Source organism: Pseudomonas guariconensis, from assembly GCF_900102675.1.
Taxonomy (GTDB): domain Bacteria; phylum Pseudomonadota; class Gammaproteobacteria; order Pseudomonadales; family Pseudomonadaceae; genus Aquipseudomonas; species Aquipseudomonas guariconensis.
Window position 1 is genome coordinate 41,285 of record NZ_FMYX01000012.1, and the last position, 15,249, is coordinate 56,533.

A 15,249-nucleotide genomic window follows, 5' to 3' on the forward strand; every position below is an offset into this window, starting at 1 on the left:
CGGAGGGACCATGAGCTACGTAATCGACCGACGCCTGAACGGCAAGAACAAGAGCACGGTCAACCGCCAACGCTTCTTGCGGCGGTACCGTGAGCACATCAAGAAAGCCGTCGAAGAGGCCGTGAGCCGCCGCTCCATCATGGACATGGAGCATGGCGAGCAGATCAGCATTCCGGGTCGTGATATCGACGAACCCGTGCTGCACCATGGTCGTGGCGGCAAACAGACCATCATCCACCCCGGCAACAAAGAGTTCACCGCAGGCGAGCATATCCCCCGGCCACAGGGTGGCGGAGGGGGTGGCGGCCGCGGCAAGGCCGGCAATTCCGGGGAGGGCATGGATGATTTCGTGTTCCAGATCACCCAGGAAGAATTCCTCGAATTCATGTTCGAGGACCTGGAACTGCCTAACCTGGTCAAGCGTCACCTGACCGGCGCCGACACCTTCAAGACCGTGCGTGCAGGCATCGCCAACGAAGGTAACCCCTCGCGCATCAACATTGTCCGCACCCTGCGCTCTGCCCACGCCAGGCGTATTGCCCTGACCGGCAGCAGCCGTGCCCTGCTACGCGAGGCCCAGGCTGAGCTCGCCCGCCTCAAGGTCGAGGAGCCGGACAATTTCACCGATATCCAGGCCACCGAGGCCGAGATTGAACGCCTCAAGGCACGCATCAACCGCCTGCCCTTCCTCGACACTTTCGACCTCAAGTACAACCTGCTGGTCAAGCAGCCCAACCCCAGCTCCAAAGCGGTGATGTTCTGCCTGATGGACGTGTCCGGCTCCATGACCCAGGCCACCAAGGACATCGCCAAACGGTTTTTCATCCTGCTGTACCTGTTCCTCAAGCGGAACTACGATCGCATCGAGGTGGTATTCATTCGCCACCACACCAGCGCGCGCGAGGTGGACGAAGAAGAGTTCTTCTACTCCCGTGAAACCGGCGGCACCATTGTTTCCAGCGCACTCAAGCTGATGCAGGAAATCATGGCCGAACGCTACCCGGCCAGCGACTGGAACATCTATGCCGCCCAGGCCTCGGACGGCGACAACTGGAACGACGACTCGCCGATCTGCCGCGACATCCTCTCCAAGCAGATCATGCCGCATGTGCAGTACTACACTTACGTCGAGATCACCCCTCGCGAACACCAGGCGCTCTGGTATGAATACGAGCGCATCGGCGAGGCTTTCCCAGATACCTTCGCCCAGCAGCAGTTGGTATCGGCCGGTGATATCTACCCGGTCTTCCGTGAACTCTTCCAGCGCAGGTTAGCCACATGACCGCCAGAGAGCAGAGACGCCAACCCATCTCCACCGGGTCCGAGTGGACGTTCGAGCTTATCCAGGCCTATGACCGCGAAATCAGCCGCCTGGCCGAGCGCTACGCCCTGGACACCTACCCCAACCAGATCGAGGTGATCACTGCCGAGCAGATGATGGACGCCTATGCCTCCGTCGGCATGCCGCTGGGCTATCACCATTGGTCCTACGGCAAGCAGTTCCTCAGTACGGAGAAGTCCTACAGCCGTGGCCAGATGGGCCTGGCCTACGAGATCGTGATCAACTCCGATCCGTGCATCGCCTATCTGATGGAAGAAAACACCATGTGCATGCAGGCGCTGGTAATCGCCCATGCCTGCTATGGCCACAACAGCTTCTTCAAGGGCAACTACCTGTTCCGCACTTGGACCGACGCCAGCTCCATCATCGACTACTTGGTGTTCGCCAAGCAGTACATCGCCCAATGCGAGGAGCGCCACGGCATCGATGCCGTCGAAGACCTCATCGATTCCTGTCACGCCCTGATGAACTACGGCGTCGACCGTTACAAGCGCCCCTACCCCATTTCTGCCGAGGAAGAGCGTCGGCGGCAGAAAGAGCGCGAGGAGCACCTGCAACGGCAGATCAACGACCTGTGGCGCACCATCCCGAAGGGTTCGGAAAAAGGCAATGAACGCGATGATGTGCGCTTCCCCGCCGAACCGCAGGAAAACATCCTCTATTTCATCGAAAAACACGCGCCGCTGCTCGAGCCCTGGCAGCGCGAAGTGGTGCGTATCGTGCGTAAGATTGCCCAGTACTTCTACCCGCAGCGACAGACCCAGGTCATGAATGAAGGCTGGGCGACGTTCTGGCATTACACCCTGATGAACGACCTCTACGATGAAGGCCTGGTGACCGAAGGCTTCATGATGGAGTTCCTGCAGTCGCACACCAGCGTGGTGTTCCAGCCGGGCTTCGACAGCCCTTACTACAGCGGTATCAACCCTTATGCTCTGGGTTTTGCGATGTACACGGACATCCGTCGCATGTGCGAACACCCTACGGAAGAAGATCGACGCTGGTTCCCTGACATCGCCGGCAGCGACTGGCTTTCCACCCTCAAGTTCGCCATGAGCAGCTTCAAGGACGAAAGCTTCATCCTGCAATACCTCTCGCCCAAGGTGATCCGAGACCTCAAGCTGTTCAGCATCCTGGATGACGACCAGCGCGACGACCTGTTGGTACCGGCGATCCACGACGAAGCTGGCTACCGGATCATCCGAGAGCAACTGGCCGCCCAGTACAACCTGGGCAATCGCGAACCCAACGTGCAGATCTGGAGCATCGACCGTCGCGGCGACCGCTCCCTGACCCTGCGCCACCAGCAGCACAATCGCAAGCCGCTGGGCGACTCCACCGAGGAAGTGCTCAAGCACCTTCATCGTCTGTGGGGCTTCGATATCCACTTGGAAACCGTGCAAGGCGACCAGGTCATGAAGACCCATCACATGCCTCCCCGGGGCGACCAGAGCGAAGCGGGAGAGTACGGTCGCATGGACCTGGCAGTGGTCCACCACCTCTAGAGCCCCCTTCCGTAGCTGTCGACAGGGTATCCTGTCGGCAGTCACGGAGGTTTTTCATGCAGATCTATAAAGTCGGTGGCGCGGTACGCGATCGCCTGCTCGGGCGCCCGGTCAGCGATATCGACTGGCTGGTAGTCGGCGCTACGGTCGACCAGATGCAGGCCCTGGGCTACCGCCCGGTCGGGGCTGATTTCCCGGTGTTCATTCATCCGCGCACGGGTGAGGAGTACGCCTTGGCGCGTACCGAACGCAAGAGCGGGCGGGGTTATGGTGGGTTTACCTTCCATGCCAGCCCCGATGTAACCCTCGAAGAGGACCTGATCCGCCGGGACCTTACCATCAACGCCATGGCCGAAGACGAACTAGGCAATTTGTACGATCCCTATCATGGCAAGAAGGATCTGGAGCAGCGCTTATTGCGTCATGTTTCCCCGGCTTTCGCCGAAGATCCGCTGCGCGTACTGCGGGTGGCCCGCTTCGCCGCCCGCTATGCGCCGCTGGGGTTTCGGGTCGCCGACGAAACGCGCGAGCTGATGCGCCGGATCAGCGCATCCGGCGAATTGCAGGCGCTTACCGCCGAGCGCAGCTGGAAGGAGATAGAGCGCGCGCTGATGGAGGATCAACCCCAGGTATTCATCCAGGTGCTGCGCGACTGCGGCGCCCTGAAGGTCCTGATGCCAGAGGTGGACGCACTGCTGGACAAGCAGCAAAGCCATACCCTGCAAGCACTGGAACAGGCCGCCGGCGAGCAGTTACCGCTCCACGTACGCTGGGCCTGCCTGCTGCATGAACTTACCGACCTGGACCAGGCCAAGGCCCTCAACCGGCGGTTCAAGGCGCCCCGGGAGTCCCAGGAACTGGCCTTGCTGGTCGTGGAATGCCAAACCCTGTGCCATGGTGCTCTGGAACTGAGCGCTGCTGAGCTTCTGGAGTTACTGCAGAAGTTCGATGTGTACCGTCGTCCCCAGCGTTTGGAGGACTTCATCGCCGCCTGCCAGGCACAAGCGCGAAGCCGAGGCGAGAACCAGGCCTATCCACAAGCCGACTACCTACGCGGCGCAGCAGCAGTGGCCAAGGCGGTCGATGTGAAGGGGTTGGTGGAAAAAGGCCTGACCGGACAGGCTCTGGGCGAGGCGCTGAAGGAGGCCCGGCTGACGGCGCTTGAGGCCTACAGGCAACGCTGAATGGCTGGCCATGGGAGCGGGCGCAACGATGAGCGCTGGGTTAATACCGCATTCACCGGGTGCCCTCGCTCCCACGCAGATGGCTTCAGATCGGCTGCAGTGGCGTCAGCTGCAACCCGCGCCACTCGAACGGTACCGGCGCCAGCACCTGCTCGATCCGCGCCTCCTGCCACAGCTGAGCCATGCTTTTGCCTTCACCGGGATGCACCAGTTGCGGCGCGATCAGCGACAGCGGCCACAACACGAACGCGTTCTTCAGAATCTCGGCCCGTGGTAGCACCAAGCCATTGAACGTCCCCAACAAGTCGTCATACATCAGCACATCGATGTCCAGCGGCAGGCCTTTGCGCTCAGGCGCATAGCGACCATTGTCCGCCTCGATGAACTTGAGCCGACGGTCCAGCTCCAGCAGCGGCAAGTCGGTCTTGCCGGTCACCACCAGGTTGTAGAAAGGCCCACTCTTGATGCCCACCGCCTGGCTCTCGAACACTGGAGAGCAGTGCATGCCCTGCAGAAAGCTCGCCAGCGCATCGAGCCCGGCGCACAGGTGCGCCTCCCGGTCGATATTGCTGCCCAGGCCCAGGTAAACCGTGCTCAAAGACATCCGCGCTCAATCTCCACGCCAACACCACCGCGGGCAGCCGGCACGGCGCCGGGCTTGGTCAGCTTCAGGCGTACCCAAGGGATGTTGAACTCTTCCATCAGCGCCGCAACCAAGCGTTCGGCGAAGGTCTCCACCAGCTCATAGCGCGACTGCTCGGCGAACGCCTGAATACGCGCGCTCACACTGGCGTAGTCCAGGGCAAGGCTCAGGTCGTCGCCTGCTGCCGCCGGGCGGTTGTCCCAGGCGAAACTCAGGTCCAGGCGCAGGCACTGGCGAATATCCCGCTCCCAGTCATAGGCACCGATGACGGTCTCGACTTCCAGGCCTTCGATGAACACTCTGTCCAAGCACTTCTCTCCACAGCACGACAAGGGCGACTGGCGCCGTTAGAATCAAGGCGTCCTCGCCCGGAATAGTTAGCATGTTTTGGTTATTGGCGCTGCTTGCCTACCTGCTCGGCTCTCTGTCCTTCGCCATCGTCCTCAGCCGCCTCAGCGGCAGCCCGGACCCGCGTTCGAGCGGCTCAGGCAACGCCGGCGCGACCAACATGCTACGCCTGGCGGGCCGCAAGCTGGCGATCCTGACCCTGCTCGGCGACCTGTGCAAGGGGCTGTTGCCCGTGCTGCTCGCCCAACTGGCCGGCCTCGGCCTTCAGGAGCAAGCCTGGATCGGCCTATGCGCGGTCATCGGTCATCTGTTCCCGCTTTACTTCTGCTTCAAGGGCGGCAAGGGCGTGGCCACCGCAGCCGGCATGCTCATGGGCCTGTACTTTCCGGCCGCCTTGCTGGCCATCGCCGCCTGGCTGCTGACCTTCTACCTGACCCGCACCAGTTCCCTCGCCGCATTGATTGCCACACCGCTGACACTGCCATTGCTGGCCTGGCGCGAACCTGAGGCACTGCTGCCAATCACCGTGCTTACAGTACTCATCGTCTGGCGCCACCGCAGCAATCTACGCGACCTGTTTGCCGGGCGCGAACGACATTTCTAACGCCTGCCCGGCAACACCCCGCCTCATAAGGCCGACAACTGCTCCATCGGCCAGCGCGCCTGCACGCTGATCGCCAGGTCCTGGCGTTGCCCGGCCAGCAGCCGCTGGCAACCGGCATAGGCGATCATCGCGCCGTTGTCGGTGCAGAACTGGGGACGTGCGTAGTAAACGTTGCCATGGAGACTGGCGAGCATGGTTTCCAGCGAGGCGCGCAAGGCCTTGTTGGCGCTCACACCACCGGCGATGACCAGGCGCTTGAGGCCAGTCTGCTTGAGCGCGCGCTTGCACTTGATGGTCAACGTCTCGACCACCGCCTGCTGGAACGCCAGCGAAAGGTCGCAGCGGGTCTGATCGCTATCATCGCCGGCATCCCGGCATTGCTGCCAAGTATTCAGGGCGAAGGTCTTCAGACCACTGAAGCTGAACTCCAGGCCTGGGCGGTCGGTCATCGGCCGTGGGAACACGAAGCGGCCCGGCATGCCTTTTTCGGCCAAACGGGCGATTTCCGGGCCTCCGGGGTAATTCAGGCCGATCAGCTTGGCCGTCTTGTCGAACGCCTCGCCTGCCGCATCGTCCAGACTTTCGCCTAGCAGCTCGTACTGGCCGATGCCATCGACCCGCACCAGCTGGGTATGGCCGCCGGAGACCAACAAAGCGACGAACGGGAACTCTGGTGGGGTTTCTTCCAGCATGGGCGCCAACAGGTGACCTTCCATGTGGTGGACGCCGATCGCCGGGATGTCCCAGGCGAACGCCAGCGCCTGGGCGCAGGAAGCGCCGACCAGCAGCGCGCCGACCAGCCCGGGGCCAGCGGTGTAGGCGATCGCATCGATCTCGGTGGCGACACAGCCGGCCTCGGCCAGTACCTGGCGGATCAAGGGCAGCATGCGCTTGACGTGATCACGCGAGGCCAGCTCCGGCACCACGCCGCCATAGACGCGGTGCAGGTCGATTTGACTGAACAGCGCATCGGCCAACAGGCCACGTTCGCTGTCGTATAATGCGACGCCGGTTTCGTCGCAGGATGTTTCCAATCCCAGTACTAGCATGGGTCCGTGCCTTGTCGAGGCTGAATTCGAAGGCGCGCATGATAGTCCTCGTACCCCATGCCGACCAGCGGTTTTCGATCAGAGGCTTTGCATTCCGGCCAGCTAAGGGTTAACATCCGCAACCCTTGAAAACCGACGTTCTCCAGCACACCTTTTTGTTTTGCCAGGAGCACGTCTACCCCGGTAATGAATGAAGGTAGCCCTGGATGCCAGCCGTCAAAGTTAAAGAGAACGAACCCTTCGACGTAGCTCTGCGTCGTTTCAAGCGCTCCTGCGAAAAAGCCGGTGTACTGGCTGAAGTTCGTAGCCGCGAGTTTTATGAGAAGCCGACTGCCGAGCGCAAGCGCAAAGCTGCTGCCGCTGTAAAGCGTCACGCCAAGAAGGTTCAGCGCGAACAGCGCCGCGCCGTTCGTCTGTACTAATACAGACGTTCTACGCAAAGCTTCTGCCCCGCCCGGCCCTGTGCCGGGTTGATGGCAGCGGTTGTTTCAAACCTCAGACTCACGTCCGAGGCGCCCCTCGCAACAACCCCGGGGCAACCTGCCTGAACACGTCAGAGCTGGTCCTCGACCAGTCGTGCACGTCCTGACTGACGAGCCCTCCGTGGCTGACGAGCACATTTTTCTCATACTTCCCGCACCGCACTACTCGCCCCTAACCCGCGCGTAGCGATTAGACTTGCCAGCTGCCAGATGACGAGACTGCCATGGCCGGGCTGATTCCCCAAAGCTTCATTGATGACCTGCTCAACCGCACCGATATCGTCGATGTGGTGAGTTCGCGTATCCAACTGAAGAAAACCGGCAAGAATCTCTCCGCCTGCTGCCCGTTCCACAAAGAAAAAACCCCCTCTTTCACCGTCAGCCCAGACAAACAGTTCTATTACTGCTTCGGCTGCGGCGCTGGCGGCAACGCGCTCGGCTTCGTCATGGACCACGACAACCTGGACTTCCCCCAGGCCGTGGAAGAACTGGCACGCGCCGCTGGCATGGAAGTGCCGCGAGAAGAAGGCCGCCGAGGTCAGAAGCCCCGTCAGCCCACCGATTCACCCCTCTACCCGTTGCTCGAGGCCGCTGCCGAGTTCTATCGCCAGGCCCTGCGCGCTCACCCGACCCGCAAGGCAGCGGTGGACTACCTCAAGGGCCGCGGGCTGTCCGGCGAGATCGCCCGCGACTTCGGCCTGGGCTTCGCGCCGCCGGGCTGGGACAACCTGCTCAAACACCTGGGCGCCGATAGCCTGCAACAGAAAGTGATGATCGACGCAGGCCTGCTGATCGAGAACGCCGAGAGCGGCAAGCGCTACGACCGCTTCCGCGACCGGGTGATGTTCCCGATCCGTGACAGCCGGGGGCGGGTCATCGCCTTTGGCGGCCGGGTCCTGGGCGATGACAAGCCCAAGTACCTGAACTCCCCGGAAACCCCGGTCTTTCACAAAGGCCAGGAACTCTACGGCCTGTTCGAAGCGCGAAAGCACAACCGCAACCTCGATGAGATCATCGTGGTCGAGGGCTATATGGACGTCATCGCCCTGGCCCAGCAAGGCCTGCGCAACGCGGTGGCAACCCTCGGCACCGCAACCAGCGAGGAACATCTCAAGCGCCTGTTTCGCGTGGTGCCGAGTGTCCTGTTCTGCTTCGACGGTGACCAGGCTGGTCGCAAGGCTGCCTGGCGCGCCTTGGAGTCCACACTGGCCAGCCTGCAGGATGGGCGCCGGGCGCGCTTTCTGTTCCTGCCCGAGGGCGAAGACCCGGATAGCCTGGTCCGCGCCGAAGGCACCGACGCTTTCATGGCCCGCATCAACCAGCACGCCCAACCGCTGGCGGACTACTTCTTCGAGCAACTGAGCAACGAGGCGGACCCTCGGTCGCTGGAAGGCAAGGCGCACATGGCTACATTGGCTGCACCGCTGATCGAAAAGATTCCGGGCGCCAATTTGCGTCAGCTCATGCGCAATCGCTTGAAGGAAATCACCGGTCTCGATCCTCAGCAGGTCGAGCAGTTGGCACAGCACGCGCCGGCACCCAACGTGCCCGACTACGACCCAGGCTATGACTACGACGCCATGGCCAGCTACGCCCCTGACTACAGCGACGCGCATCAGCCCGACTACGCGCCCGCCCAGCAGGAGCAGCGTCCATGGACCCCGAACAAGGGCGCGAAGAAACCGTGGGATGGCAAGCCCTGGGACAAAAAAGGCGGCAAACCCTGGCAACGCGATGGCCAGCGCGGCGAAGCACCACCGCGTGTCCCCGCCCCGGTCGAGCCGCCGACCCTGTCGGCCCTGCGCACCCTGCTGCATTACCCGTTGTTGGCCGGAAAGGTGGAAGATGCCAGCCATTTTGCCGACGAAGAGCATATCTACAGCCAGCTGTTGGTCGCACTGATCGAGGCCGCGCAGAAGAATCCTAAGCTAAGCTCAATGCAGCTGATCGCACGTTGGCACGGCACCGAACAAGGCCGTCTGCTGCGGGCTCTGGCGGAAAAGGAATGGCTGATCGATGCCGATAACCTTGAACAACAGTTTTTCGACACTATAACTAGCTTGTCCGCCCGCCAACGCGAGCGCAGCCTGGAACATCTGCTCAGGAAAGCACGTCAAAGCGAGTTGAGCACCGAGGAAAAATCGCAGCTCCTCGCACTGCTGAGCCGGAATGTTCCCGCACAAACCCCGACCTCATCTGGCGCGTGAGGTCCATGCTCGGGTATAATCCTCGGCTTGTTTTTTGCCCGCCAAGACCTTCAGTGGATAGGGTGTTATGTCCGGAAAAGCGCAACAGCAATCTCGTATCAAAGAGTTGATCACCCGCGGTCGTGAGCAGGGCTACCTGACTTACGCGGAGGTCAACGACCACCTGCCTGAGGATATTTCAGATCCGGAACAGGTGGAAGACATCATCCGCATGATCAACGACATGGGGATCAACGTATTCGAGAGTGCTCCGGATGCGGATGCCCTGCTGTTGGCGGAAGCCGACACCGACGAAGCCGCAGCCGAAGAAGCCGCCGCAGCGTTGGCGGCAGTCGAAACCGATATCGGCCGCACGACCGACCCGGTGCGCATGTACATGCGCGAAATGGGTACCGTCGAACTGCTGACCCGCGAAGGCGAGATCGAAATCGCCAAGCGTATCGAGGAAGGCATTCGCGAAGTCATGGGCGCCATCGCCCATTTCCCGGGGACTGTCGACTACATCCTCAGCGAATACGATCGTGTCACCACCGAAGGTGGCCGTCTGTCCGATGTCCTCAGCGGTTACATCGACCCTGACGACAACATTGCCGCGCCGACCGAAGAAGTCCCGATCCCGGGCGCCAAGGCCGCAGCTGCCAAGGAAGAAGAGGACGAAGACGAAGAGAGCGAAGAAAGCAGCGACGACAGCGAGGACGAGGGCGAAAGCGGCCCGGATCCGGAAGTCGCCCGCCAGCGTTTCGGCGCCGTCGCCGACCAGCTCCAGATCACCGGCAAGATCCTGAAGAAACACGGGCGCAGCGGCAAGGAGAGCATCGAAGCCCTCCAGGCCCTGGCAGACCTGTTCATGCCGATCAAGTTGGTACCCAAGCAGTTCGACGTTCTGGTCGAGCGCGTGCGCAGTGCACTGGATCGCCTGCGCGCCCAGGAACGCGCCATCATGCAGTTGTGCGTACGTGATGCACGCATGCCTCGTGCCGACTTCCTGCGCCTGTTCCCAAGCAACGAGACCGACCAGACCTGGAGCGGTGACCTGTCCAAGCGCAACACCAAGTGGGCTGCCGCCCTGGGTGAGAAAGACGCTGCGATCGTCGCCTGCCAGCAGAAGCTGATCGACCTTGAGAACGAAACCGGCCTGACCGTCGCCGAGATCAAGGAAATCAACCGTCGCATGTCGATCGGCGAGGCCAAGGCCCGTCGCGCCAAGAAAGAAATGGTCGAGGCGAACCTGCGTTTGGTGATCTCCATCGCCAAGAAGTACACCAACCGTGGCCTGCAGTTCCTGGACCTGATCCAGGAAGGCAACATCGGTCTGATGAAGGCGGTGGACAAATTCGAATACCGTCGCGGCTACAAGTTCTCGACCTATGCCACCTGGTGGATCCGCCAGGCGATCACCCGCTCGATCGCCGACCAGGCACGCACCATCCGTATTCCGGTGCACATGATCGAGACGATCAACAAGCTCAACCGTATTTCCCGCCAGATGCTGCAGGAAATGGGTCGCGAACCGACGCCGGAAGAGCTGGGCGAGCGCATGGAAATGCCTGAGGACAAGATCCGCAAGGTGTTGAAGATCGCCAAGGAACCGATCTCCATGGAAACGCCGATCGGTGACGACGAAGATTCGCATCTGGGCGATTTCATCGAGGACTCGACCATGCAGTCCCCGATCGACGTGGCCACGGTCGAAAGCCTCAAGGAAGCCACGCGTGACGTGCTCTCCGGTCTGACCGCACGCGAAGCCAAAGTGCTGCGCATGCGTTTCGGTATCGACATGAACACGGATCACACCCTCGAAGAGGTAGGCAAGCAGTTCGACGTGACCCGCGAGCGGATCCGTCAGATCGAAGCCAAGGCGCTGCGCAAGCTGCGCCATCCGACGCGAAGCGAGCACCTGCGCTCCTTCCTCGACGAGTGATGACAAACCCCGGCCTAGGCCGGGGTTTTTCTTTTCAGGCACGCGACAAACCCCACTGATCGCCTCTCCCCTCGGCCATTGCCCGTCTACACTCGATTCAGACCACCTGAATGAGAGGCCGCTATGTCCTTTGTGCCGGCCCTTCTGTTGCTGATCCTGCTTGCGTGGAACGCAACGGCCGGCGCCCTGACCCTGACTGATGAAGAAAAAGCCTGGCTCAGCGCTCACCCACACGTGCGCCTGGGCGTCGATGCCTCCTGGCCGCCTTTCGAGTTTCGCGACCAGGAAGGCCGTTACCAGGGATTGGCCGCCGATTACGTTGCCTTGATCCAGGAGCGTCTGGGCATATCGCTCAAACCGATCGAGCCCAGCAATTGGACCGAGGTATTGCAGCAGGCTAGGGAAAAACGCATCGACCTGCTTCCCGGCATCATGTCGACGCCCGAACGCCAGCAATACCTCGCCTTCACCCGCCCCTACCTGGACTTCCCCATCGTCATCCTGGCACACAAGGGCGGCCCACAGCCCCGCACCCTCGAAGACCTGTATGGGCTGAAGGTGGCCGTGGTTGAAAACTACGCCCCCCATGAGCTGCTGCGCACTCACCACCCGGACCTGAACCTGGTGGCACTGCCCAACGTCAGCTCCTCCCTTCAGGCCTTGGCGACAGATGAAGTGGACGCAGTGGTCGGGGACCTCGCCTCGAGTATCTGGGCCCTGCGCCAGCTCAAGCTCGACGGCCTGTACGTTAGCGGTGAGACGCCCTATCGCTATCAACTGGCCATGGCGGCCCAGAAGGACAACAAGATACTGGTCGGCCTTCTCGATAAGGTCATGGCCGATATGACCACGGCAGAAATTAGCCACATCCAGCAACGCTGGGTCGGGAACGTCGTCGACCAGCGGTCGTTCTGGAGTGACATGCTGATCTACGGCCTGCCTGCGGTCTTGCTGCTGCTTGCCGGTCTGGCGGTGGTCATTCGCATCAACCGGCGCCTGAGTTCAGAAATTTCGCGGCGTATCGCCCTCGAACAGGAACTGCGCAGCAGCGAGTACCACTACCGCAGCCTGGTCGAAAGCCTGTCCGCTATCGCCTGGGAAGCCGATGCCAACGACTTCACATACAGTTATGTCTCCCCCCATGCCGAAGACCTGCTCGGCTACCCCTTGAGTGATTGGCTGCGCCCCGGTTTCTGGCGCAGCATCCTGCATCCTGAGGACGCGCTCTGGGCCCAGGCCTATTGCGACAGCGAAACCGCCGCGGGGCGCGACCACAGCCTCGACTATCGAGTGATCCGCGCGGACGGCCACGCCCTCTGGGTACGCAATATCGTCAGCATGATCGAACACGGCCACCGCCCGTTGCTGCGGGGCTTGATGATCGACATCAGCGAAACCAAACGTACGGAAGATGCCCTGCGCCTGTCGGAACAGAAGTTCGCCTCGGTGTTCCAGCAATGCCCGGACATCCTGGTGATTGCTCGCCATAGCGACGGTTGCCTATTGGAAGTCAACGAAGCCTTCGAGGAACAGATCGGCCTGAGCCCAGGCCAGGTGATCGGGCGCACCGCCACCGAACTAGACCTGTGGGCCTTGGCTGGCGCCGGCCCCGCTCTGCTCGAGCGCCTGCAGCAAGGCGGCATCCGCAACTTGGAAATGAGCTTTCGCCGCAGCAACGGCCAGGTGTTCACCGGCCTGACCTCGGCCGAGACGTTCGACCTCGACGGCACCCGGGCCATGGTCGTGGCGGTGCGCGACATCAGCCAACTGAAGGAAACCCAGCGACAACTGCAGACCTCCGAAGAAAAATTCGCCAAGGCCTTCCATGCCTCCCCCGACGGCCTGTTGCTGTCGCGCCAGAGCGACGGCTTGTTGCTCGAAGTGAACGAAGGGTTCTGCCGCCTCACCGGCTATGACATCAATCCAGCCATGGACCAGACCTCCCTGGACCTGGGTATCTGGGTCGATCTCAACGAGCGCAAGCGCCTGATCGAGCAATTGCAGCGCGACGGTTTCGTGCGTGACTTCAGTTGTCATATCCGGCGCAGCGATGGGCAGATCCGCCTGTGTGAACTCTCCGCCAGGCCGCTGCCGATCGAAAGCACCGACTGCATGCTGACCATCGCCCGGGACATCACCGAGCGCCATCTGATGCAGGAAAAACTGCAACTGGCCGCCACTGTGTTCGAGAACACCGCCGAAGGGGTACTGATCACCGATCCCGACCAGCGCATCAGTGCCGTCAATCGCGCCTTCAGCGAGATCACCGGCTACAGCGAGATCGAAGCCCTTGGACAAACCCCACGCCTGCTCGCGTCCGGGCAGCACGACAGCGCGTTCTACGCGGCCATGTGGCATCAACTGACTGCCGAAGGCCATTGGCAAGGCGAGATCTACAACAAGCGCAAGAATGGCGAGCTCTACCCCGGCTGGCTGACCATTAGCGCCGTGCGCAACCGCGATCATGAGATCACCCACTTCGTGGCTGTGTTCGCCGATATCTCCAGCCTCAAGCTCGCCCAAGCCAAGCTCGATTACCAGGCCCACCACGACCCGCTGACCGGCCTACCCAACCGTGCGCTGTTCGAAAAGCGCCTGCAGGCCGCCCTTACTTGCCCGCAAGAGGCCAACCGACAGGGTGCGGTGCTGTTTCTGGATCTGGACCGCTTCAAGCACATCAACGACAGCCTCGGCCATCCGGTCGGCGACCTACTGCTCAAAGGCATCGCCCAACGCCTGAGAGAGCAGGTACGCGACTTGGACACCGTGGCGCGGTTGGGTGGCGATGAGTTCATCATCCTCCTGCCCGGCCTGCATCGCCCAAGCGATGCCAGCGCCATCGCCAACAAGCTGCTGACCTGCTTCCATGCCCCGTTCGAGGCCGGTGAACATGAGTTCTTCACCAGCGCCAGCATCGGCATCAGCCTTTATCCACAGGATGGCACCGACGTCGCCAACCTGATTCGCAACGCCGACGCGGCCATGTACCGCTCCAAGGCCAAGGGCCGCAACCGGGTCGAGGCCTATACCCGCGACCTGACCGCCCAGGCCAGCGAGCGCATCGCTCTGGAACACGAACTGCGTCGGGCCATCGAGCGCAACGAAATGAGCTTGTGCTTTCAGCCCAAGTTCAGCCTCAAGACCCAAAACCTGGTTGGCGCAGAGGCCTTGATCCGCTGGCGTCACCCCACCCTAGGCGACGTCCCGCCAGAGCAGTTCATCCACCTGGCCGAAGAGAACGGCACCATTTTGCAGTTGGGCGACTGGGTGCTGGAACAAGCCTGCCGGCAGATGTACAAATGGAAGAGCACCTACGAGCCGTTTGGCCCTTTGTCGATCAACCTCGCCGGCGCCCAGCTGCGCCAGCCCAACCTCGCCAGACGCATAGAACACCTGCTCAAGACTTACCAGCTCAAGGCCGGGGACCTGCAGCTGGAGATCACCGAGAACTTCATCATGAGCCAGGCCGAGGAAGCCTTAGCCATCCTTCATCAGCTCAAGGCGCTCGGCGTGCAACTGGCCATCGATGATTTCGGCACCGGCTATTCGTCCCTGAGCTACCTCAAACGTCTACCCCTGGACATTCTCAAGATCGATCAGTCATTCATTCGCGGCCTGCCCAGCGATCCCCATGACGTCGCCATCACCCGCGCAATCATCGCCCTGGGACGCAGCATGCAGTTGACCATCATTGCCGAAGGTGTCGAGAACCAGGCGCAGCAAAACTTTCTCGCCTGCGAAGGCTGCGAACAGATTCAGGGCTACATCGTCAGCCTGCCCCTGCCTGCGGAGGAATTCGCTGCCACCTTCCTTCGCATAGCACTATCAGATCTTTCAGATGGCACCCACCTCAAACCCTCGTTATAATCCCCGCCACCTCTGGGGCCTATAGCTCAGTTGGTTAGAGCAGAGGACTCATAATCCTTTGGTCCACGGTTCGAGTCCGTGTGGGCCCACCAAATAC

11 protein-coding genes and 1 tRNA gene are annotated in these 15,249 nt (G+C 61.5%); 9 read left to right on the forward strand and 3 right to left on the reverse strand.

Annotation, left to right across the window (positions count from 1 at the left end; genetic code table 11):
* Nucleotides 1-10 precede the first annotated feature (10 nt).
* Genes BLS27_RS18795 through BLS27_RS18805 form a run of 3 tightly spaced genes read left to right on the forward strand, consistent with a single transcriptional unit; the run spans nt 11 to nt 4,031 of the window.
* Nucleotides 11-1,282: a YeaH/YhbH family protein gene (locus BLS27_RS18795; protein WP_043210382.1), complete on the forward strand. Its 1,272-nt coding sequence runs from the start codon at nt 11-13 to the stop codon at nt 1,280-1,282.
* Nucleotides 1,279-2,847 carry a SpoVR family protein gene (locus tag BLS27_RS18800; protein ID WP_043210380.1) on the forward strand — a complete coding sequence of 523 codons (1,569 nt, stop codon included), beginning with the start codon at nt 1,279-1,281 and terminating at the stop codon, nt 2,845-2,847. The genes BLS27_RS18795 and BLS27_RS18800 overlap by 4 nt, the downstream gene beginning before the upstream one ends.
* Before the next feature lie 56 nt (nt 2,848-2,903).
* Nucleotides 2,904-4,031, forward strand: coding sequence for a multifunctional CCA addition/repair protein (locus BLS27_RS18805; RefSeq protein ID WP_090346217.1), 1,128 nt, complete (start codon nt 2,904-2,906; stop codon nt 4,029-4,031).
* Between the two features lie 85 nt (nt 4,032-4,116).
* On the opposite strand, the gene folK is transcribed toward BLS27_RS18805, so the two are convergent.
* A complete protein-coding gene (gene folK, locus BLS27_RS18810; RefSeq protein WP_043210376.1) occupies nt 4,117-4,635 on the reverse strand; it encodes a 2-amino-4-hydroxy-6-hydroxymethyldihydropteridine diphosphokinase in 519 nt (172 codons plus the stop codon).
* Nucleotides 4,626-4,982, reverse strand: a complete 357-nt coding sequence (folB, locus tag BLS27_RS18815; protein WP_043210375.1) for a dihydroneopterin aldolase — start codon at nt 4,980-4,982, stop codon at nt 4,626-4,628. The genes folK and folB overlap by 10 nt, the downstream gene beginning before the upstream one ends.
* Before the next feature lie 74 nt (nt 4,983-5,056).
* On the opposite strand from folB, the gene plsY reads away from it, so the two are divergent.
* Nucleotides 5,057-5,626, forward strand: a complete 570-nt coding sequence (plsY, locus tag BLS27_RS18820; RefSeq protein WP_043210374.1) for a glycerol-3-phosphate 1-O-acyltransferase PlsY — start codon at nt 5,057-5,059, stop codon at nt 5,624-5,626.
* A 23-nt stretch (nt 5,627-5,649) separates the two neighbouring features.
* Here the strand turns inward: plsY and tsaD are convergent, their stop codons facing one another.
* Nucleotides 5,650-6,675: a tRNA (adenosine(37)-N6)-threonylcarbamoyltransferase complex transferase subunit TsaD gene (gene tsaD / locus BLS27_RS18825; RefSeq protein ID WP_090346219.1), complete on the reverse strand. Its 1,026-nt coding sequence runs from the start codon at nt 6,673-6,675 to the stop codon at nt 5,650-5,652.
* Between the two features lie 206 nt (nt 6,676-6,881).
* Between tsaD and rpsU the strand changes: the two genes are divergently transcribed.
* The 5 genes from rpsU to BLS27_RS18850 all read left to right on the forward strand — a co-directional run bounded on the left by rpsU (nt 6,882) and on the right by BLS27_RS18850 (nt 15,244).
* A complete protein-coding gene (rpsU, locus tag BLS27_RS18830; protein WP_003255575.1) occupies nt 6,882-7,097 on the forward strand; it encodes a 30S ribosomal protein S21 in 216 nt (71 codons plus the stop codon).
* A 284-nt stretch (nt 7,098-7,381) separates the two neighbouring features.
* Complete coding sequence (gene dnaG / locus BLS27_RS18835; protein ID WP_090346221.1) at nt 7,382-9,364, forward strand: DNA primase; 1,983 nt, start codon at nt 7,382-7,384, stop codon at nt 9,362-9,364.
* A 67-nt stretch (nt 9,365-9,431) separates the two neighbouring features.
* On the forward strand, nt 9,432-11,285 hold the full coding sequence (gene rpoD, locus BLS27_RS18840) for an RNA polymerase sigma factor RpoD (RefSeq protein ID WP_043210369.1): 1,854 nt from the start codon (nt 9,432-9,434) through the stop codon (nt 11,283-11,285).
* A gap of 123 nt (nt 11,286-11,408) precedes the next feature.
* Complete coding sequence (locus tag BLS27_RS18845) at nt 11,409-15,152, forward strand: bifunctional diguanylate cyclase/phosphodiesterase (RefSeq protein WP_043210367.1); 3,744 nt, start codon at nt 11,409-11,411, stop codon at nt 15,150-15,152.
* A 15-nt stretch (nt 15,153-15,167) separates the two neighbouring features.
* Nucleotides 15,168-15,244 (forward strand) — tRNA-Ile (locus tag BLS27_RS18850).
* Nucleotides 15,245-15,249: the final 5 nt, after the last annotated feature.